Origin of the sequence: Mycolicibacterium sphagni (genome assembly GCF_002250655.1) — a bacterium.
GTDB classification, from domain to species: domain Bacteria; phylum Actinomycetota; class Actinomycetes; order Mycobacteriales; family Mycobacteriaceae; genus Mycobacterium; species Mycobacterium sphagni.
In genome coordinates, this window is record NZ_NOZR01000006.1 from 130,365 (window position 1) to 148,728 (window position 18,364).

Annotated in this window: 19 protein-coding genes and 1 pseudogene; 11 read left to right on the top strand and 9 right to left on the bottom strand. The window is 64.7% G+C overall.

What is annotated here, in order from left to right:
- Nucleotides 1–28 precede the first annotated feature (28 nt).
- The gene (gene ychF, locus CG716_RS09150; protein WP_094478672.1) at nt 29–1,108 is read right to left on the bottom strand and encodes a redox-regulated ATPase YchF; all 1,080 of its coding nucleotides are present in this window, start codon (nt 1,106–1,108) and stop codon (nt 29–31) included.
- A gap of 93 nt (nt 1,109–1,201) precedes the next feature.
- Here ychF and CG716_RS29850 point away from each other — a divergent pair, with 93 nt between their 5' ends.
- On the top strand, nt 1,202–2,350 hold the full coding sequence (locus tag CG716_RS29850; protein ID WP_094478674.1) for a DUF6542 domain-containing protein: 1,149 nt from the start codon (nt 1,202–1,204) through the stop codon (nt 2,348–2,350).
- Between the two features lie 7 nt (nt 2,351–2,357).
- Here CG716_RS29850 and CG716_RS09160 read toward each other — a convergent pair whose 3' ends face one another.
- Nucleotides 2,358–3,395 (bottom strand): 4-hydroxy-3-methylbut-2-enyl diphosphate reductase, encoded by a 1,038-nt coding sequence (locus CG716_RS09160; protein WP_094478976.1) that lies wholly within the window; start codon nt 3,393–3,395, stop codon nt 2,358–2,360.
- Nucleotides 3,396–3,449: 54 nt separating this feature from the next.
- Between CG716_RS09160 and CG716_RS09165 the strand changes: the two genes are divergently transcribed.
- The 4 genes from CG716_RS09165 to CG716_RS09180 are packed head-to-tail and all read left to right on the top strand — an operon-like array spanning nt 3,450 to nt 6,580.
- Nucleotides 3,450–4,010 (top strand): lipid droplet-associated protein, encoded by a 561-nt coding sequence (locus CG716_RS09165; RefSeq protein WP_094478676.1) that lies wholly within the window; start codon nt 3,450–3,452, stop codon nt 4,008–4,010.
- Complete coding sequence (gene xseA / locus CG716_RS09170) at nt 4,007–5,227, top strand: exodeoxyribonuclease VII large subunit (RefSeq protein ID WP_094478678.1); 1,221 nt, start codon at nt 4,007–4,009, stop codon at nt 5,225–5,227. The genes CG716_RS09165 and xseA overlap by 4 nt, the downstream gene beginning before the upstream one ends.
- A complete protein-coding gene (locus CG716_RS09175) occupies nt 5,224–5,454 on the top strand; it encodes an exodeoxyribonuclease VII small subunit (protein ID WP_094478680.1) in 231 nt (76 codons plus the stop codon). The genes xseA and CG716_RS09175 overlap by 4 nt, the downstream gene beginning before the upstream one ends.
- 52 nt (nt 5,455–5,506) lie before the next feature.
- A complete protein-coding gene (locus CG716_RS09180) occupies nt 5,507–6,580 on the top strand; it encodes a 3-beta-hydroxysteroid dehydrogenase (RefSeq protein ID WP_207760625.1) in 1,074 nt (357 codons plus the stop codon).
- A 30-nt stretch (nt 6,581–6,610) separates the two neighbouring features.
- Here CG716_RS09180 and CG716_RS09185 read toward each other — a convergent pair whose 3' ends face one another.
- A complete protein-coding gene (locus tag CG716_RS09185; RefSeq protein WP_094478684.1) occupies nt 6,611–7,030 on the bottom strand; it encodes a hypothetical protein in 420 nt (139 codons plus the stop codon).
- A gap of 84 nt (nt 7,031–7,114) precedes the next feature.
- Between CG716_RS09185 and CG716_RS09190 the strand changes: the two genes are divergently transcribed.
- The 6 genes from CG716_RS09190 to CG716_RS09215 are packed head-to-tail and all read left to right on the top strand — an operon-like array spanning nt 7,115 to nt 13,494.
- Nucleotides 7,115–8,656: an arylsulfatase gene (locus CG716_RS09190; protein WP_094478686.1), complete on the top strand. Its 1,542-nt coding sequence runs from the start codon at nt 7,115–7,117 to the stop codon at nt 8,654–8,656.
- Nucleotides 8,657–9,553, top strand: a complete 897-nt coding sequence (locus CG716_RS09195; RefSeq protein ID WP_094478688.1) for an HAD family hydrolase — start codon at nt 8,657–8,659, stop codon at nt 9,551–9,553.
- Nucleotides 9,546–10,427: a formylglycine-generating enzyme family protein gene (locus tag CG716_RS09200; protein WP_094478690.1), complete on the top strand. Its 882-nt coding sequence runs from the start codon at nt 9,546–9,548 to the stop codon at nt 10,425–10,427. The genes CG716_RS09195 and CG716_RS09200 overlap by 8 nt, the downstream gene beginning before the upstream one ends.
- Before the next feature lie 55 nt (nt 10,428–10,482).
- Complete coding sequence (locus tag CG716_RS09205; protein WP_094478691.1) at nt 10,483–11,550, top strand: NAD-dependent epimerase/dehydratase family protein; 1,068 nt, start codon at nt 10,483–10,485, stop codon at nt 11,548–11,550.
- Entirely contained in the window at nt 11,547–12,320 is a 774-nt protein-coding gene (locus tag CG716_RS09210) for an SDR family NAD(P)-dependent oxidoreductase (protein WP_207760612.1), read from the top strand. The genes CG716_RS09205 and CG716_RS09210 overlap by 4 nt, the downstream gene beginning before the upstream one ends.
- Nucleotides 12,321–12,324: 4 nt before the next feature.
- Entirely contained in the window at nt 12,325–13,494 is a 1,170-nt protein-coding gene (locus tag CG716_RS09215; protein WP_094478694.1) for an AI-2E family transporter, read from the top strand.
- 7 nt (nt 13,495–13,501) lie between these two features.
- Here the strand turns inward: CG716_RS09215 and CG716_RS09220 are convergent, their stop codons facing one another.
- The 6 genes and pseudogenes from CG716_RS09220 to CG716_RS31315 form a co-directional block, all read right to left on the bottom strand.
- Nucleotides 13,502–14,311: a transglutaminase-like domain-containing protein gene (locus CG716_RS09220; RefSeq protein WP_094478978.1), complete on the bottom strand. Its 810-nt coding sequence runs from the start codon at nt 14,309–14,311 to the stop codon at nt 13,502–13,504.
- A 5-nt stretch (nt 14,312–14,316) separates the two neighbouring features.
- Nucleotides 14,317–15,021: an N-formylglutamate amidohydrolase gene (locus tag CG716_RS09225; protein WP_094478696.1), complete on the bottom strand. Its 705-nt coding sequence runs from the start codon at nt 15,019–15,021 to the stop codon at nt 14,317–14,319.
- 13 nt (nt 15,022–15,034) lie between these two features.
- The gene (locus CG716_RS09230; protein ID WP_234817770.1) at nt 15,035–15,634 is read right to left on the bottom strand and encodes a proteasome-type protease; all 600 of its coding nucleotides are present in this window, start codon (nt 15,632–15,634) and stop codon (nt 15,035–15,037) included.
- A gap of 344 nt (nt 15,635–15,978) precedes the next feature.
- A pseudogene (locus CG716_RS09235) lies at nt 15,979–17,202 on the bottom strand (fatty acid desaturase family protein); the annotation flags it as partial.
- 144 nt (nt 17,203–17,346) lie between these two features.
- Nucleotides 17,347–17,526, bottom strand: coding sequence for a DUF6131 family protein (locus CG716_RS09240; RefSeq protein ID WP_094478700.1), 180 nt, complete (start codon nt 17,524–17,526; stop codon nt 17,347–17,349).
- Nucleotides 17,527–17,795: 269 nt separating this feature from the next.
- Nucleotides 17,796–18,227, bottom strand: coding sequence for an STAS domain-containing protein (locus tag CG716_RS31315; RefSeq protein WP_094478702.1), 432 nt, complete (start codon nt 18,225–18,227; stop codon nt 17,796–17,798).
- Nucleotides 18,228–18,364: the final 137 nt, after the last annotated feature.

Sequence of the window (18,364 nt, forward strand, 5' to 3'; positions counted from 1 at the left end):
CCCGGGGTGATCGCTGCCGAGACGGCGTTCACACGTTGAAGCGAAACTCCACCACGTCACCGTCTGCCATCACGTAGTCCTTGCCTTCCATCCGCACCTTGCCCGCAGCCTTCGCCGCGGCCATCGTGCCGGCGTCCACCAAGTCTTGGTAGGACACCACTTCGGCTTTGATGAAGCCCTTTTCGAAGTCGGTGTGGATCACGCCGGCCGCCTTAGGTGCGGTGTCACCCTGGTGAATCACCCATGCGCGAGCTTCTTTTGGCCCGGCGGTCAGATACGTCTGCAGTTTCAACGTGTGAAAACCGGCTCGCGCCAACGCATCCAGCCCGCGTTCGGTCTGCCCGATCGACTCCAGCAACTCTGCCGCCGACTCGTCGTCGAGCTCCTGGAGCTCCGCCTCGATCTTGGCATCCAGGAACACCGCGTCGGCCGGTGCGACCATCTCGCGCAGCGCCGCCACCCGCTCGGGGTCGGTGAGGATCGACTCGTCGCAGTTGAACACGTACAGAAACGGCTTGGTGGTCAACAGGTTCAGCTCACGCAGCAGCGCCGAGTCCACCTTCTTGCCCGCGGCGAACAGCGTCGTGCCCTCGTTGAGCACCTGCTGGGCGGCCACTGCCGCCTCGTAGACAGGCTTGCGGTCCTTGTTGTTGCGGGCTTCCTTCTCCAGCCGGGGCACCGCCTTTTCGAGGGTCTGCATGTCGGCCAGGATCAGCTCGGTATCGATGACCTCGATATCGGACTTCGGGTCCACCTTGCCGTCGACGTGCACCACGTCGTCGTCGGCGAAGACGCGCACCACCTGACAGATGGCGTCGCACTCGCGGATGTTCGCCAGGAACTTGTTGCCCAGGCCCGCGCCCTCGGAGGCGCCCTTCACGATGCCGGCGATATCGACGAACGTCACCGGCGCGGGCAGAATCCGCTCCGAGCTGAAGATCTCAGCCAGCTTTGCCAGCCGTGGATCGGGCAGCGGAACCACGCCCTCATTCGGCTCGATCGTGGCGAACGGATAGTTGGCCGCCAACACGTTATTGCGGGTCAGCGCATTAAACAGCGTGGATTTCCCCACGTTGGGCAGACCGACGATTCCCAGGCTCAGGCTCACAGAGAGGACAGTCTAGGAGAAAGCCGCCGCGGACCCCTCGTCTCACGGCCCCGCCGACGGTCCACATTCAGCCGGAAACGGTACGGTCTACGTGTGTCAGCACAGCGAGCCAGGTCGTCGGTGGCGGCCGCGAATCGCTCGGCGCATCCGAATCTCTCCGGCGTGCCCTGGTGGGGTGCCGTCCTGATTGCTGTGATCGCCACCACAATTGGGTTCGCGTTCGACGCCGGATCGGGCAACAAGGAACTCGGCAACGTGTTCGCGGCCCTGTATGCAGTCGGGTGTCTGGCTGCCGTGCTGGCGGTGCGGCAGTCGAGCATCTTCACTGCCGTCATCCAGCCTCCGCTGATCCTGTTCGTCACGGTGCCCGGCGCCTACTTCATTTTTCACGGCGCCTCGTTCACCGGCATCAAGGACACCCTGATCAACTGCGGCTACCCGCTGATCGAGCGCTTCCCGCTGATGCTGTTCACCGCGGCGGGTGTGTTGCTCATCGGATTGGTGCGCTGGTACTTCGCGATGTCGACGCGCTCGTCGGCCGCAGCCGCCCCCGACGCCGACGACGAGGCCGCGGCGGCGCCCAGCATGTTCGCCGGGCTGGCGGTCAAGCTCGGCTCGGTCTTCCAGCGCGGTGCAGTCGCCGACGCGGACGAAGAACCGCCGAAGCACGGCATCGACCGGCCTGCCACCGCGAAGAAGCGGGCCCGGTCGGATCGGCCCGCCAAGCGCCCCGCGCCGACCCGCTCCCGGCACGCCCGTCCCCCGCTGGAGGACATCACCGAGGCACCCGAACGTCCCCGCCGTGCGCCGTCGAGCAGGCGCCGCCCGGTTACCGATGACAATCCCGACTTCAGCGATGCCCCGCGCCGCCGGCGCCAGCCGCGCGACCCCAGTGGCCGCATCCCTCCGCCATCCCGGCGTGAACCCCGCGAACCGCGTGAACCGCGTGAACCGCGTGAACCTCGGCTGCCCCGCGAACGTCGGGACCCCTACGGCGCGCCGCCGCAGCGCGGCAGCCGGTTCGAGCCGTACGAGCCCTACCCGTCCTACGAGCCGTATCCGTCCTATGAGCCGCCGCCTCGGCAGCGCCAGCCCGGCCGGGCCAACGGGGACAGCGGTTCTCGCCACCCGGTGTCGCGGGTGCGGTATCGCGGCGACGGCGACGGCGACGATCAGGCCAAGCAGCCGCGGTCCCGGAGCTCGAGTGAGTGGGACGCCGAGTCCTGGCGTTCCGACCGCTGAAACGCCTCTACGTGCGGGCCGGGCGGATTTCTCGGGGCAACGCGAACACCAGCGTCTCGTTGGCCGTCGTGACCGGCTGCACAGTGCCGTAGCCGTACTCGGCCAACCGGTCCAGCACGCCGCGCACCAAGATCTCGGGCACCGAAGCGCCTGAGGTGACTCCGACCGTGGTGACCCCGGACAGCCAGGCCGGGTCGATGTCGTCGGCGTAATCCACCAGCTTGGCCGCGTCCGAGCCGGCATTCAGCGCCACCTCGACGAGGCGCACCGAGTTCGACGAGTTGCGTGACCCGACGACGATCACCAGATCGCACTCCGGTGCCATCGCCTTGACCGCGCCCTGCCGGTTCTGGGTGGCGTAGCAGATGTCGTCGCTGGGCGGGTCCTGCAGCGTCGGGAACTTCTCCCGCAGCCGGCGCACCGTCTCCATGGTCTCGTCGACGCTCAGCGTGGTCTGGGACAGCCAGATGACCTTGTTCGGGTCGCGCACGGTGACCTTGTCCACGGCGTCCGGATTGTCGACGACCTGCACGTGATCGGGTGCCTCCCCCGCGGTGCCGACGACCTCTTCGTGGCCTTCGTGGCCGACCAGCAGGATGTCGTAATCGTCGCGGGCGAATCGCTTGGCCTCGTTGTGGACCTTGGTGACCAGCGGGCAGGTGGCATCGATGGTCTTCAAGTTGCGCGCGGCGGCTTCGACATGAACCGTCGGCGCGACGCCGTGGGCCGAGAACACCACGATGGCGCCCTCGGGCACCTCGTCGGTCCGCTCGACGAACACCGCCCCGGCCTTGGCCAGGGTGTCCACCACGTAGCGGTTGTGCACGATCTCGTGCCGCACGTAGACCGGGGCACCATGCTTTTCCAGCGCGCGCTCGACGGTCTCGACGGCGCGGTCCACCCCGGCGCAGTAGCCCCGGGGTTCGGCCAGCAGCACCCGCTTCCTACCGCCACTTCCCGGGTCGCTTCGGTCCTGCCCTCCGAACGCACCCCCGCCCACCGAGCTCGCGGCACCGGGGATCCCCATGTTGACGGTAGGCGGCATGGTTTCCAGGGTACGTTCCCGCACGCTGGCGGGGCCAGCCGTAGGCTGTGGGCCATGGCAACAGCACCATATGGGGTTCGCCTGCTGGTCGGCGCGGCCGTGACCGCGCTGGAGGAAACCCGCAAGCTGCCCCAAACCATCCTGATGTACCCGATGACGGTGGCAAGCAACATTGCGCACATCGTGATGAAGGTGCAGCAAGACCTCGCCGACCTGGTGATCAAGGGTGACTCCGCGCTGGAGAACATCTTCCCGCCGAAGGACGAACAGCCCGAATGGGCGACGTTCGACGAAGACTTCTCCGGCGACGACGGCGACGGGCCGGTGCTTGACGGGGAGCGGCTCACCGAAGGCCGCTTCGCCCTGTACACGGTGACCGACGGCGTCGACACCAAGGCTCAGGGGACGACGGCGGCGACAACGGAGACCAGCGCGCCGGCCATCGTCGAGGAACTCGACTACGAGTCGCTGACGCTGGCCCAGCTGCGCGCACGCCTGACGTCGCTGAGCGTCGCCGACCTCGAGGAGCTGCTCGCCTACGAGGAAGCGTCCAAGGCCCGCGCACCGTTCCAGACTCTGCTGGCCAACAGGATCACCCGCGCGTCCGCCAAGTGACCCAGGGCAGCTCGGCGGAAAACCCGTACCCGGTCCGCGCGGTGGCCATCCGCGTGGCCGGCTGGATCGACAAGCTGGGCCCGGTGTGGGTGGAGGGTCAGCTGACCCAGATCAACGTGCGCAACTCGACGGCGTTCATGGTGCTCCGGGATCCGGCGGCCAACATGTCCTTGGACATCAGCTGCCCGCGTGATCTGGTGCTGGCGGCGCCGGTGAAGCTCACCGAGGGCACCCAGGTGGTGGTCTGCGGCAAGCCGACGTTCTACACCGTGCGCGGCTCATTTTCCTTGCGGGTCAGTGATATTCGCGCGGTCGGCGTCGGCGAACTGCTGGCCCGCATCGAGCGGCTGCGCAAACTGCTGGAGGCCGAGGGCCTGTTCGACCCGCGCCTGAAGCGCCCCCTACCGTTCCTGCCGTCGACCGTCGGGCTGATCACCGGGCGGGCCAGTGCGGCCGAGCACGACGTGACGACGGTGGCCGCCGCCCGCTGGCCGGCGGTGCGCTTCGCGATCCGCAACACCGCCGTGCAGGGGGTCAACGCGGTGGCGCAGATCGTGGAAGCTTTAGCGGCGCTCGATTCCGATCCCGAGGTCGACGTCATCGTGATCGCCCGCGGCGGCGGCAGCGTGGAGGACCTGCTGCCGTTCTCCGACGAGACGTTGTGCCGCGCGATCGCCGCCTGCACCACTCCGGTGGTCAGCGCGGTGGGCCACGAGCCCGACAACCCGCTGTGCGACCTGGTTGCCGACGTGCGTGCGGCCACCCCCACCGATGCCGCCAAAAAAGTGGTGCCCGACGCCGTCGCCGAGCTGGCTCTGGTCAAGGAATTGCGGCAGCGCAGCGCCCAGGCGCTGCGCAACTGGGTCGGCCGCGAGCAGCGCACCCTGACCCATCTGCGCAGCCGCCCGGTGCTGGCCGACCCCCTGCGCGCCTTGACTCAGCGCACCGAGGAAATCGAGCGCGCCCGCGCCGCGGTGCGCCGCGACATCAACCGCCTGGTCAGCGCCGAATCCGAGCGCATCGGTCACCTGGCGGCACGCCTGGCGACGCTGGGGCCCGCGGCCACGCTGGCACGCGGCTACGCCGTAGTGCAGACCGCGACCGGTGAGATTCTTCGAACGACCGTCGACGCACCGGCAGGCACCCGGCTGCGGATCCGCGTCGGCGACGGCGCGATCGGCGCCACCAGTACCGGCCTGACGGATGGAGCCGCATGAGCGAGTCACAAGAAACGAAGCCCATTAGTCAGCTTGGCTACGAAGATTGCCGGGACGAGCTGATCGAGGTGGTTCGCGTGCTCGAGCAAGGCGGACTCGATCTTGATTCGTCGCTGAAGATGTGGGAGCGAGGCGAGGAGCTGGCGCGACGATGCGAAGAGCACTTAGCCGGAGCGCGCAAGCGCGTCGAGGAAGCGCTGGCGTCTCGCGACGAGGACGAGGACTGATTCGGGCAGGTCGATAACCTGCGGTATTGGAGAACTGGAACGTGTTTCAGTTATTCTCTCGGCCATGAGTGATGCCACGCTGACGACGGACCTCGGCCGTGTCCTCGTGACCGGCGGCGCCGGGTTCGTCGGCGCCAACCTGGTGAGCGAACTGCTCGAACGTGGACACTTCGTCCGCGCCTTCGACCGTGCCGTATCCCAGTTGCCAGCTCATGAGCGGCTCGAGGTGCTCCAGGGCGACATCTGCGACACCGCCACCGTCGCCGCCGCGGTCGAGGGGATCGACACTGTCTTCCACACCGCCGCGATCATCGACCTGATGGGTGGGGGGTCGGTCACCGACGAGTACCGCAAGCGAAGCTTCGACGTCAACGTCGGCGGCACCAAGAACCTGGTGCACGCCGCGCAGACCGCCGGCGTCAAGCGATTCGTCTACACCGCATCCAACAGCGTGGTCATGGGCGGCCAGCAGATCGTGAACGGCGACGAGACCCTGCCCTACACAGCGCGGTTCAACGACCTCTACACCGAGACCAAGGTGGTCGCCGAGAAGTTCGTGCTCAGCGCGAACGGCACGGGCGGGCTGCTGACCTGTTCGATCCGCCCCAGCGGTATCTGGGGCCGCGGCGACCAGACCATGTTCCGCAAGCTGTTCGAAAGTGTGATCGCCGGACACGTCAAAGTCCTGGTCGGCAACAAAGACGCCAAGCTCGACAACTCCTACGTGCACAACTTGGTGCACGGATTCATCCTTGCCGCAGAGCATTTGGTGCCCGGTGGCACCGCGCCCGGCCAGGCCTATTTCATCAACGACGGCGAGCCGATCAATATGTTCGACTTCTCCCGCCCGGTGGTCGAGGCCTGCGGCGAGAAGTGGCCGACGTTCTGGATCCCCGGTGGGCTGGTCCATGCGCTGCTGACCGGCTGGCAGTGGTTGCACTTCAAATTCGGGCTGCCCCGGCCGCCGCTGGAACCGCTTGCGGTGGAACGGGTGTCGATCGACAACTACTTCTCCATAGCCAAGGCTCGGCGCGACCTCGGCTACCAGCCGCTCTATACCACGGAGCAAGCGCTCAAAGAATGCCTGCCGTACTACACCCAGCTCTACGCTGAGATGAAGAGCTAACGCGGCAGGTCCATCGGAGACGACTGCTATCTATGGCGCGGGCAGTGTCATCATCGCGTTCTTGATGGCCACGCCGTAGGCGGTCTTCTGCTCGCTTGTCACGGTGGGGCCGAACAGCACGACGATGTCCTCGACCTGCAGCATGTCGCGCACCGCGGCGGCGTAGAGCTCCGCGCGTCCGGTGCTCGGGAATTTCAGGATCGACACCGTGTCGGTCTCGGTCGCCTCGACGCAGCCCGCCTCCGGGCATTTGGACGCCGTCGCATCACGCGGATTGGCCGCGGGCAATTTCGCCTTCGTGATGGCGTCCATCACCGTAGCGACTGAGACGTCGTTGAGCAGCACCGCACCACTCTGCGCGCTCGCTGCCGGCTGTGAATCGTGGGCGCTGCAGCCCGCAACCGCTGCGGTCAACAGGGCCGCCACCACCAGACCGCTTTGGCTCCGCATGGTCCCGAGCGTAGCGAAGTCAAGCTTCGTGAATTGTTGATGAGATGTCGCAATTGCGCCTCGGGTACGCCTAACGTCGACACCATGCCAGCAGACAAGCCCAACATCCTGGTCATATGGGGCGATGACATCGGCATCTCCAACCTCAGCTGCTACAGCGACGGCATGATGGGTTACCGCACGCCCAACATCGACCGGATCGCCGCGGAGGGGATGCGCTTCACCGACTCCTACGGCGAGCAGAGTTGCACCGCGGGGCGCGCGGCCTTCATCAGCGGCCAAAGTGTGTACCGAACCGGGATGAGCAAGGTCGGGGTTCCCGGCGTCGACATCGGCTGGGTCGCCGAGGACCCGACGATCGCCGAACTTCTCAAACCGCTGGGCTATGCCACTGGCCAATTCGGCAAGAACCACTTCGGCGATCGCAACAAGTACCTGCCGACGGTGCACGGATTCGACGAGTTCTACGGCAACTTGTACCACCTCAACGCCGAGGAGGAGCCCGAGCAGTTCGACTATCCGCACAAAGACCAGTTCCCCCGCCTGTACGACCTGGCGTTGCCGCGTGGGGTGCTCGACTGCAAGGCCATCGACGAGGTCTCAACTGAACCCGACGATCCCAAGTTCGGGCCGGTCGGCAGGCAGACCATCGTGGACACCGGGCCGTTGACGGCCAAGCGCATGGAGACCATCGACGACGACATCGCCGATCGCACCGTCGAATACATCCGTCGTCAGCACGACGCGGGCAACCCCTTTTTCGTCTGGTGCAACTTCACCCACATGCACCTGTACACCCATCTCAAACCCGGCAGCAAGGGCCAGGCCGGGCTGTGGCAGTCGGAGTACCACGACGCGATGATCGACCACGACAAGAACGTCGGCACCGTGCTCGACGTGCTCGACGAACTCGGCATCGCCGAAGACACCATCGTCATCTACTCCACCGACAATGGTCCACACCGCAATTCGTGGCCCGACGCCGGCACCACCCCGTTCCGCAGCGAGAAGAACACCAACTGGGAGGGCGCCTACCGGGTTCCCGAGATGATCCGCTGGCCCGGAAAGATCAAGGCGGGCAGCGTCTCCAACGACATCATCCAGCATCACGACTGGCTCCCGACACTCGTCGCCGCGGCGGGTGACCCCGATGTCAGCGACAAGCTGAAAAAGGGCTATCGGATCGGTGATATCGAATACAAGGTCCACATCGACGGTTTCAATCTGCTGCCCTATCTGATGGGCGAGGTTGAGAACAGCCCGCGTCGTGGCTTCTTCTATTTCAACGACGACGCTCAGATGGTCGCGATGCGGTTCGAGAACTGGAAGATCGTCTTCGCCGAGCAACGCTGCCAGGGCACGCTGCGCACGTGGGCCGAGCCGTTCACCGAGCTGCGCGTACCGAAGCTGTTCAACCTGCGCACCGATCCGTTCGAGTACGCCGACATCACGTCGAACACGTACTACGAGTGGTTTCTGCGCAGGGACTTCTTCGTGTTCTACGCGACGGCGATGGCGTCGATGTTTCTCGACACGTTCAAGGAGTTCCCGCCCCGACACGAGCCGGCCAGCTTCAGCATCGACCAGATCGTCAAGAAGCTGAACGATTTCCTCGCGGCTGACTAGATGCTGGAGTCCTGGGCCGACGGGCCAACGAAGTCGGCGCTCGTCGAATTCACTGAGCGCGCGGCGGCTGCTGTCGCGCCCGAGGAACGCGTCGCCGTATTCGATAACGACGGCACGTTGTGGTGTGAGAAGCCGGCATACATCCAGCTCGACTTCCTGGTGCGCCGCCTGGCCGAACAAGCGGCGGCCGACCCTTCATTGGCCTCGAACCAGCCCTACACCGCGGCGGCGGCCGGCGATCTGGCATGGTTCGGCGACGCCGTCACCAAGCACTACAACGGTGACGACTCGGCCCTGAAACTGCTTGCCGGTGGGGTTCTTTCGGCCAACGCTACGATCACCACCGATGAGCACGCAGCGCGGGTCAATGCGTTCTTCGCCGAGGCGAAGCACCCGACGCTGGGCCGCGCTTACACCGCTTGCGGGTATGCCCCCATGGTCGAATTGCTGCGGTACCTCGAGTCTTTCGGCTTCACCAATTACATCGTGTCCGGCGGCGGCCGGGACTTCATGCGGCCCATCACCACAACCATGTACGGAATCCCCCCGGAGCGGGTGATCGGCAGTTCGGTCGGGCTGATCTTCCAGAACGGCGAACTGCTGACCACGGCGCAACCGGAATTCCTCAACGACGGCCCGATCAAGCCGGTCCGTATCTGGGGGCGGGTGGGCCGCCGGCCGCTCCTCGCCGCGGGAAACTCCAACGGCGATATCGAGATGCTGCAATACGCCACGGCCGGCCCGGGCCCGTCGTTGGCGCTGCTGGTCCACCACGACGACGCCGAGCGCGAATTCGCTTACACCGCAGGCGCGGAACGGGCACTGGACCTCGCCGAGACGCACGGCTGGGCACAGGCCAGCATGCGCGACGAATGGAGAGCCGTCTTCAGTGACTGACCCCGCGCTGGTCTGGATCCCCGGGCAGACCGCCGTAATGGGATCCGACCGGCACTACGCCGAGGAAGCGCCGGTTCGCCCGGTCACCGTCGACGGCTTCTGGATTCGAGCGCGTCAGGTTACCAACGCCGACTTCACCGAATTCGTTTCAGCCACCGGGTATCTCACGGTCGCCGAGCGGCCGGTGAACCCCGAGGACTACCCCGGCGCACCTGCGGTCAACCTGCAACCGGGGTCGATGGTGTTCCGCCGCACCAGCGGGCCGGTAGATCTGCGTCACCTCAGCCAGTGGTGGACCTGGACACCCGGCGCCACGTGGCGCCACCCGCTAGGTCCCGGCTCGTCGATCGCCAAACGCGCCGACCACCCGGTCGTGCACGTCGCCTACGACGACGCCGCGGCCTACGCGGACTGGGCAGGGATGGCGCTACCCACCGAAGCCGAGTGGGAGGCCGCGGCGCGCGGCGGCTTGGATCAGGTCGCCTACACGTGGGGAGATCAACCCGAGCAGCCCGGCGAAAAACTGGCCAACTATTGGCACGGCGAGTTCCCCTGGCGGCCCGCACCCGGTTACGGGCGCACCACCGACGTCGGCACTTTCCCGCCGAACGGGTACGGGTTGTTCGACATGGCCGGCAACGTGTGGGAGTGGACATCCGACTGGTACGCCGACACTCGCGAGGGCGATCCGTGCTGCGAGGCAGGCAGCTACGATCCGGCGCAGCCACAGTTCACGGTCCCGCGGAAGGTCATCAAGGGTGGATCGTTCCTGTGCGCGGACAGCTACTGCATGCGCTACCGCCCCGCAGCACGCCGGCCGCAGATGGTCGACACCGGGATGAGTCACATCGGCTTCCGCTGCGTGAAGAGGTAGGGCCGCTGCCCTGCCCGTGCTTCACTAGAACGCGTTCTACACAGGAAGGGAGCTCATGTCCGACGCTGTGCTGGTAACCGGCGCGTTCGGGTTGGTCGGGAGTGCCACGGTCAAACAGCTGGCATCCACCGGCCGCCACGTGGTCGCCACCGATCTCGATACCGACGCGACTCGCAAGGCTGCCGCCGATCTGCCCCCGGGTGTGGGGGTGCGCTGGGCGGATCTCACCGACCCGGCCGCGGTCGAGGAGCTGCTGGGTGAGGTCTCCCCCGCCGCCGTCATCCACCTGGCTGCGGTGATCCCGCCGCTGTGCTACGCCAAACCGGCGCTCGCCTACAAGGTGAATGTGGGCGCGACCGAGAATCTGGTGAAAGCTGCTGAGGCGCATGCCAACCCGCCGCGGCTGGTGCAGGCGTCGAGCATCGCCGTGTACGGACCGCGCAACCCGTACCGGATCACCGATGTACTCACCGCGGAGACTCCGGTGAATCCATTCGACAACTACGGCAAGCACAAGGTCGAGGCCGAAGGCATCGTTCGGGCGTCCAGCCTGGGCTGGGTGATCCTGCGACTGGGCGGAGTGTTGACCACCGAACCCAACCTCGGCATGGACCCCAACCTGATCTTCTTCGAAGGCGTGCTGCCCACCGACGGCCGGCTGCAGACCGTCGACGTCCGCGATGTCGCGTTCGCGTTCGCCGCGGCCACCACCGCCGATGTACTGGGTCGGACGCTGCTGATCGGCGGCGATGACAGCCACCGGCTGCGCCAGGGCGATATCGGGCAGTCCACCTCCGCGGCGATGGGCCTGGTCGGGGCGCTGCCGCCGGGACGCAAGGGCGACCCGAGCGATGACGGCGGCTGGTTCGCCACCGACTGGATGGACTCGGCGACCGCCCAGGAAGTGCTCAAACATCAGCACTACTCGTGGCCGGACATGCTCACCGAGACCGCGAACAAGGTCGGCTGGAAGCGCTACGTGTTCCGGGTGATCGCGCCGGTGGCCCGCGAGTACCTCAAGCGGCAGTCGCCGTACTACGGCAAGCCGCCCGGGTACGGCAATCCCTGGGAAGCGGTTCGGAACAAATGGGGTGCCCCAGAGAACGACGGGAAGGTGTCATGACCGCACAGGTGGCTGTGATCATCGGGGGCGCCTCCGGTATCGGCTGGGCGACAGCGCAGACGCTGGCGGCCCAGGGCGCACGGGTGACGATCGCCGACCGCAACACCGAGCTGGCCAAGGAACGCGCGGCGGCGCTGGGCGAGCCGCACACCTGGGCGGCGGTGGAGGTCACCGACGAGGCAACGGTGGCAACGCTTTTCGACGACGTGGTAGCTCGCGAAGGTGCGCTGCACACGGTCGTGAACTGCGCCGGGTTCAGCGGATTCGGGATCATCACCGAATTGGACACCGAGCAGTTCCGCTCAGTGGTCGACGTGTGCCTCAATGGCGCATTCATCGTGATCAAGCATGCCGGTCGCCGCCTCGGCGAGGGCGGCACGCTGGTGTCGCTGACATCGCTCAATGCGCGCCAGCCCGCGATCGGGATGAGCGCCTACTGCGCGGCCAAGGCCGGGTTGTCGATGCTGACGCAGGTGGCGGCACTGGAGTTGGGGCCGCGCGGAATCCGGGTCAACGCTGTCGCGCCGGGCTTCGTGCACACACCGCTGACCGAGGGTGCCGCGGTGGTTCCCGGTGTCGTCGACGAGTACGTCGAGAACACTGCGCTGGGGCGGGCGGGGACTCCGCAGGACATCGCCGACGCGGTGGCGTTCTTGGTGTCGCCGCAGTCGTCGTGGCTGACCGGGGAGATTCTCGACCTCAATGGCGGGGCGCACCTGAAGCGCTACCCCAACATTCAGGAGCACCTGACGCGGCTGATGAATCCGTAGTTCGGTGAAGACCGAATTCACCCTGACCCAGAAGCGCGCGCTGGCGATCATCACGCTGCTCGCCCTGGTACTGGGTGCCTATTTCCTTCGGCACTACTTCATCTTGGTGGTGATCGCGGCGATCGTCGCCTACCTGTTCACCCCGCTGTACAACCGGTGCCGGCGCCGGTTCGGGTCCGGGCTGTCGGCAGCGTGCACTGTGCTGGCTGCGCTGGCCACCGTCATCATCCCTGTCGGCGCGCTGTTGACGCTTGCGGTGCTTCAGATTTCGCACATGGTGGTGCACGTGGCGGACTGGGTGGAGACCGCGGACATGTCCACGGTGGGCAACCATGCGCTGGCGTACGTCAACCAGGCGCTGGCCAAATTGCCGTTCGGGCACTTCTCGGTCACCACAGATTCACTGCGCGACACGATGATCAGCGTCTCGCAGAATCTCGGCCGCTGGCTGTTGCATGCGCTGCAAGGCGCCGCCGGCGGGGTGATCGGCGTGATCACGTCGGCGATCATCTTCCTCTATGTGCTGATCTCACTGCTGACCAACCAGGAGCAGCTGCTGCTCTTGATCCGCCGGCTCAACCCGCTGGGCGAGGAGGTCACCGACCTCTATCTGGCCAAGATGGGCGCGATGGTGAAGGGAACTGTCAAGGGCCAGTTCATCATCGCACTGGTTCAGGGTGTGTTGGGCGCGGCGTCGATCTACATCGGCGGCTTCCACCAAGGGTTCTTCATCTTCGCGATCTTCCTGACCGCGCTGTCGGTCATCCCGTTGGGCAGCGGCATCGTCACCATCCCGTTCGGCATCGGGATGATGTTCTTCGGCAACATCGGTGGCGGTCTGTTCGTCGTGCTGTTCCACGTCATCGGCGTGACGAACGTCGACAACTTCCTGCGGCCGATACTGGTGCCGCGCGAGGCCCGGCTGGATCCGGCACTGATGCTGCTGGCGGTGTTCTCCGGCATCGCGATGTTCGGCTTCTGGGGCATCGTGCTGGGTCCGGTGCTGATGATCATCATCGTCACGACGATCTCGGTGTATCTGGCCGTGTACAAGGGCGTGGAGATGACATCGCACGAACCGCCCGAGAGGCGCCGCCGGCTATTCCGGCGGCGCGTCGAGGAGGAAGCTGAAGCCACGACGGCCGCCGCGGACGGAGAGCCGGCCGAGAGCTAACGCCCGGCTACGGGCTTACCTCGTCGGTCCACACCTTGAAGCTCGCCAGCGTGGCGGGACCAAAAGAGTTGCTGAGCGCCACATCCGCGGCGTCGCGCCCGCGCGCGATCAACACCCTTCCAACGCGCGGCGTATTGTGGCGTGCGTCAAAGGTATGCCACTGTCCGTCGAGAAAAACCTCGAACCAGGCAGAGAAATCCATTGGTTCGTCCACCGGTGGCACCCCGATATCACCAAGGTACCCCGTGCAGTAGCGCGCCGGAATGTTCATGCAGCGACAGAGAGCAACGGCGAGATGGGTGAAATCCCGACAGACGCCGACCCGGTCGTTGAACGCTTCCAGCGCCGTACGGGTATTGCGCGCATCAGCGTAGTCGAACGTGATGTGCCGATGAACAAACGTACAGATTGCTTGAACGCGCTCCCATCCAGTCGGCGTCTGTCCGAAGAGATTCCAGGCCGCCTCGGAGAGGCGATCGGTCTCGCAATATCGGCTGCCAAGCAGAAAGACCAAAGTCTCCTCGGGTAATTCGGATACCGGAATCTGTTGAGCGCGAAGAACAATGGGATCGGGAATCCCAGTGTCGTTGACCAGGGCGTCGGCCGAGATGTGTGTACGCCCCTTGGGAGCAACAATCCGCGTGCACCAGTTGCCGAAGCCATCGCGATAACCTGCCATCGGCACGGGTGGGTGCACCACGAGGGGATCGCGGCCGACTAAATCGGACACGCGCGTGAAGTGGACGTTGAGGTTGAAGATGATTGGCGTTGGTTGTGGACAGTCATAGATCATTTCGAAGCCGACGCGTATGCGCACCGTTGTCACCTTAACCCTTCACACGCCGCGTTCAGCGAATCGACGAGTACGTGCCGTAACGCCGTCCAACATCGGCCCGCGGCTCGGACGATGTCCTGATTTACTTCCAATTCGATTCCGACGTAGTCGCTTTGCGTGAACTGCCGCCGCAAATGTGTGGTCAACCCATCGCCCTTTCCGGCATAGGGATAATTGCGGCGCACCCGAAGCTCGGGAGCCAATGTCGCGAGAGATTGCTTCCAGCGGGCACTGAGCGCTTTCTCCCCCGGCCGACTGGGGTCGTAGAGCAGACCCACGTCGGCGTCGCGGACACTGCCATCAAGCTCTGCGGTGAAGCTGTGCGACGAAACATGGATCACGCGGTCGCCCCGCATCACGGCCTGCGTGACGAGACGCTCGACGTGCAAGCGATAGGGCCGGTAATAGATTTCGACGATCTGCGCCCGAGTCTGGTCCGACGCGTCGCGGGTCACTGCCGAGAACAGCTGCTGGTGACCGACCGACCGATTGAGATCGACAAGAAGGCGACTCACCGTGGAAGCCACCAGTGGCGCCCCGCAGCTGCGGGCAAGTGCCCTGGCCATAACCAGCGCACCGGGGTCGTATCCTCGGTGGGAATCCAGCAGCGCCTGTTGTCCCCGGAAGAGACTTCGATAGCGTGCGGGTATCCGGTTGCCGCCATGCTCACACGTGATGATGAAGGTGTCCATCGTGACAGCGACCTCACCAACGCAGTTCGGGGAGGTGGCGAAAGACTTTCCGCACACCGTCGCCCCATTCGTCGCTCAGTGACGTGAAGTATGGGTCGCCCTCGTCGAATCGGCGCCGCCACCGCACTTCGAGGCTGTCTCGTTCGTAGCAGATCAAGTCGATCGGCATACCCACCGAGAGATTGCTTCGCATCGTCGAATCGAAAGACACCAGAACACATTTCGTGGCATCCGCAAGTGGAGTCTCTTGAGTGAGGACACGGTCGAGGATCGGCTTTCCATACTTGGTTTCACCGGTCTGAAAGAAGGGTGTATCGATTCCTGCTTCGATGAAGTTGCCCTCGGCGTATATCCGGAACAAACGCATGGGCTCGCCGCGGACCTGTCCGCCGACGATGAAGGACGCATCGAACCGAATGCTGTTCTGTTGTAGGTGGCTGGCATCGCGCTTCTCGATATCGCGCATCGCGTCAGCAACCAGGCGCACGGCGTCGAACATGGTCCGAGCGCCGAAGAGATTGGTGACCGCATCGCCTTCGGCGCACCGTTGCCTCAACACACTGACGACAGCTTGGGTTCCGGCCAGATTTCCCGAACTCAGCAGGATCAGCACGCGGTCTCCGCGGCGCTCGAAAACCGTCATCTTGCAGAACTTGGCGAAGTTGTCTACACCCGCGTTTGTGCGAGAGTCCGAGGCCAGAATCAAGCCCTCGTTCGACATCGCGCCAACACAATAGGTCACTCGGTGTGCCTTCTGCGCAATCGGAAGGGCCCCAACACTATTCCGCTGTTTGGGAGGTGGCACGGGTTCGCTGGACGTGACAAAGCACCGGAGCCGGTTGGGTGGGCAGTCGCGTCGGCGGGTACCAACATCGCGATGGGCGCCCCCGGCCACTGACCTAAGTTGAGGGCGGGTGACCTATTGAGAGCCCGCCTTGTTGGCACTGATGAAGTACCACCTCGCACGGTCGCGATCGCGGTCTTCAACCCCCGCCCACGCCCGGCGACGGGGTCCAGCTCTTCGAAGCTCGGTTCCAGTACTCCGAACATCCGCTCGCTGCGGGTCTCGGGTGCGTCGTCGGCGGTGTCGCGCAGGTACTTGTCCGGCAACGACAGTTTCGCGATCGTGCGCCACGTCTTGGCGTACTGCACCAGGAACGGCCCGCTGGTGTACGGCAGGTCGTACTTGTCGCAGACCTGGCGCACCCGCACCGAGATCTCGGCCAGCCGATTACTCGGCAGATCGGGATAGAGGTGGTGCTCGATCTGGTAGGACAGATTGCCGGTCATGAAGTCCATGGCCCGACTGCCGTCGATATTGGCGCTGCCCAGCATCTGGCGCAGATACCACTGACCCTTGCTTTCACCGACCATGTCGGTCTTGGTGAATTTCTCTGCGCCATCAGGGAAGTGGCCGCAGAAGATCACCGCGTTGGCCCACACATTGCGGATCACGTTGGCAATGGCGTTGGCAGTGGCCGTCGAGCGATAGGTGGCACCCGGAGACAGCGACGTGATCGCCGGATAAGCCACGTAATCCTTCAGCAGCTGCCGGCCGGCCTTCGCGCCGAACTCGCGGATTCGCGCCAGGGTCGCCGCTCGGTCCGACTGTCCCTTCAAGAATTTCTCCAACTCCAAAGGCTGCAGGCCGATTCCCCATTCGAACCCGAAGGCAAGGATTGAGCTGAAGAGCAGGTTGGCGAGGTTAAGGGGGATCCAGCCTTGGTCACGGGTAACCCGCAGCACGCCGTAGCCGACGTCGTGGTCCATGCCCAAGATGTTGGTGTACTTGTGGTGCATGAAGTTGTGGGTGAACCGCCAGTGTTTGGACGCCCCGCCCATATCCCACTCCCACGACGAGGAGTGAATCTCGGGATCGTTCATCCAGTCCCACTGGCCGTGCATGACGTTGTGGCCGATCTCCATGTTCTCGATGATCTTGGCCACCCCCAGCGTCACCGTGCCGGCCCACCAGGCCGATCGCTTCGAGCTGGCAGTCAGCATCAGCCGCCCGGCCACCTCGAGCCCGCGCTGGGCAGCGATAGTGCGGCGGATATAGCGCGCGTCCCGCGCACCCAGGGAATCTTCGATGTCCTGGCGGATCGAATCGAGCTCGACCGCAAGGCTGTCAATGTCCGCGTCGGTCAGATGCGCGAAAGTCGAGACATCTGAGATAGCCATCGTTCTTTCCTTATTCGTGCTCTGTTTCAAGCACTGCACCCGCGCGGCAACCTGCGGCTCAATACGACTGGTGCTCAAATCATTCCAGTTGATTCAATGCCGCTGCGAACCGCAGTTGAGGAGTGCCGCGCGTGGTGCGACGGGTTAGTAGTAGTGTCGGCGTCCGCCTACAGCGTGTCCCATCCGACCCACGAGCAGAAGGACCAGGCCAACGACAAGGAGGATGATCCCAATCACGAAGACGATATGAGCAAAGGCGAAAGTCGGGGCGATGGAGGGCAGCAAGAGCCCAAGAACGGTGAGGATGATGCCGAGTACGATCATGGCGATTACCTGATTTCTGTGAAGATGTCTGGGTGCGTCCGCACAAAGAGCAAGGGACGCATGCTATCTCGACTGAGATAATGAGAAAGTGATGTACGGCGCGAGCTAATGCTCATCGAATCCCGCGGCGGACGGCCGGACTCGCTCCGAACTGGCTGAAAGACCCAGCACCTACTACTCTACACCTCGCACCAGACCGAGCAACTTTGCCAGATCGCGGGCGAATAGTTTTGGGCAACAGCGCATTCCATGACGTCCGGTACGCAGATTCAGCCACTCCGTCGTGATACATAGGCCAGCGCCGCATCCACAGTCGGCGCGACGGGCACAAACGAAGACGGATCGCCGATTTGGAGCATCCGCAACACGGCAGCGCCGGGGACGGTAGTCCAATCTCTACCGGTCTGCGCACAGTGGGTTCCTACCCTCTGGAGCGCCTCCAAGCCCTCTGTCCCGAAGAACGTGAGACCACGCAGATCAACAACCACTGCGCGACAAGCCGCCGCGCGCCCCACCGTGTACTCCATCAGAGCGTTGGCATTGGAGGCGTCAATGTCACCGAGAGCGCTGATGACGGCTATCGAACCGTTGAACCGGTAACTGGTCAACGTCGCGCGGGACCCTTCCCCAGGTCGGGATGCGAAGCCCAGGTCCGCCAATACGACGGGGGGCGACGACTTGGTGGCGCAGGATATGGACATTTGAACTCCAGTTGCTCAGTCAGAACCGGTTTGTGGGTGACCGCATCATCAGGGCGTTACCAACAGCGACGGACAGTTCGCCAAGTGGCCACATACGACGACACGTACCGGAATATCCGGCTCAGAGTGAGGCACTC

Bases quoted from the DNA above. Each gene is read 5' to 3' on its own strand.
- CG716_RS09160 (WP_094478976.1), bottom strand. From the start codon at position 3,395: ATGCCGCCTACCGTCAACATGGGGATCCCCGGTGCCGCGAGCTCGGTG.
- CG716_RS09165 (WP_094478676.1), top strand. From the start codon at position 3,450: ATGGCAACAGCACCATATGGGGTTCGCCTGCTGGTCGGCGCGGCCGTG.
- CG716_RS09175 (WP_094478680.1), top strand. From the start codon at position 5,224: ATGAGCGAGTCACAAGAAACGAAGCCCATTAGTCAGCTTGGCTACGAA.
- CG716_RS09185 (WP_094478684.1), bottom strand. From the start codon at position 7,030: ATGCGGAGCCAAAGCGGTCTGGTGGTGGCGGCCCTGTTGACCGCAGCG.
- CG716_RS09190 (WP_094478686.1), top strand. From the start codon at position 7,115: ATGCCAGCAGACAAGCCCAACATCCTGGTCATATGGGGCGATGACATC.
- CG716_RS09195 (WP_094478688.1), top strand. From the start codon at position 8,657: ATGCTGGAGTCCTGGGCCGACGGGCCAACGAAGTCGGCGCTCGTCGAA.
- CG716_RS09205 (WP_094478691.1), top strand. From the start codon at position 10,483: ATGTCCGACGCTGTGCTGGTAACCGGCGCGTTCGGGTTGGTCGGGAGT.
- CG716_RS09210 (WP_207760612.1), top strand. From the start codon at position 11,547: ATGACCGCACAGGTGGCTGTGATCATCGGGGGCGCCTCCGGTATCGGC.
- CG716_RS09225 (WP_094478696.1), bottom strand. From the start codon at position 15,021: ATGGACACCTTCATCATCACGTGTGAGCATGGCGGCAACCGGATACCC.
- CG716_RS09240 (WP_094478700.1), bottom strand. From the start codon at position 17,526: ATGATCGTACTCGGCATCATCCTCACCGTTCTTGGGCTCTTGCTGCCC.
- CG716_RS31315 (WP_094478702.1), bottom strand. From the start codon at position 18,227: ATGTCCATATCCTGCGCCACCAAGTCGTCGCCCCCCGTCGTATTGGCG.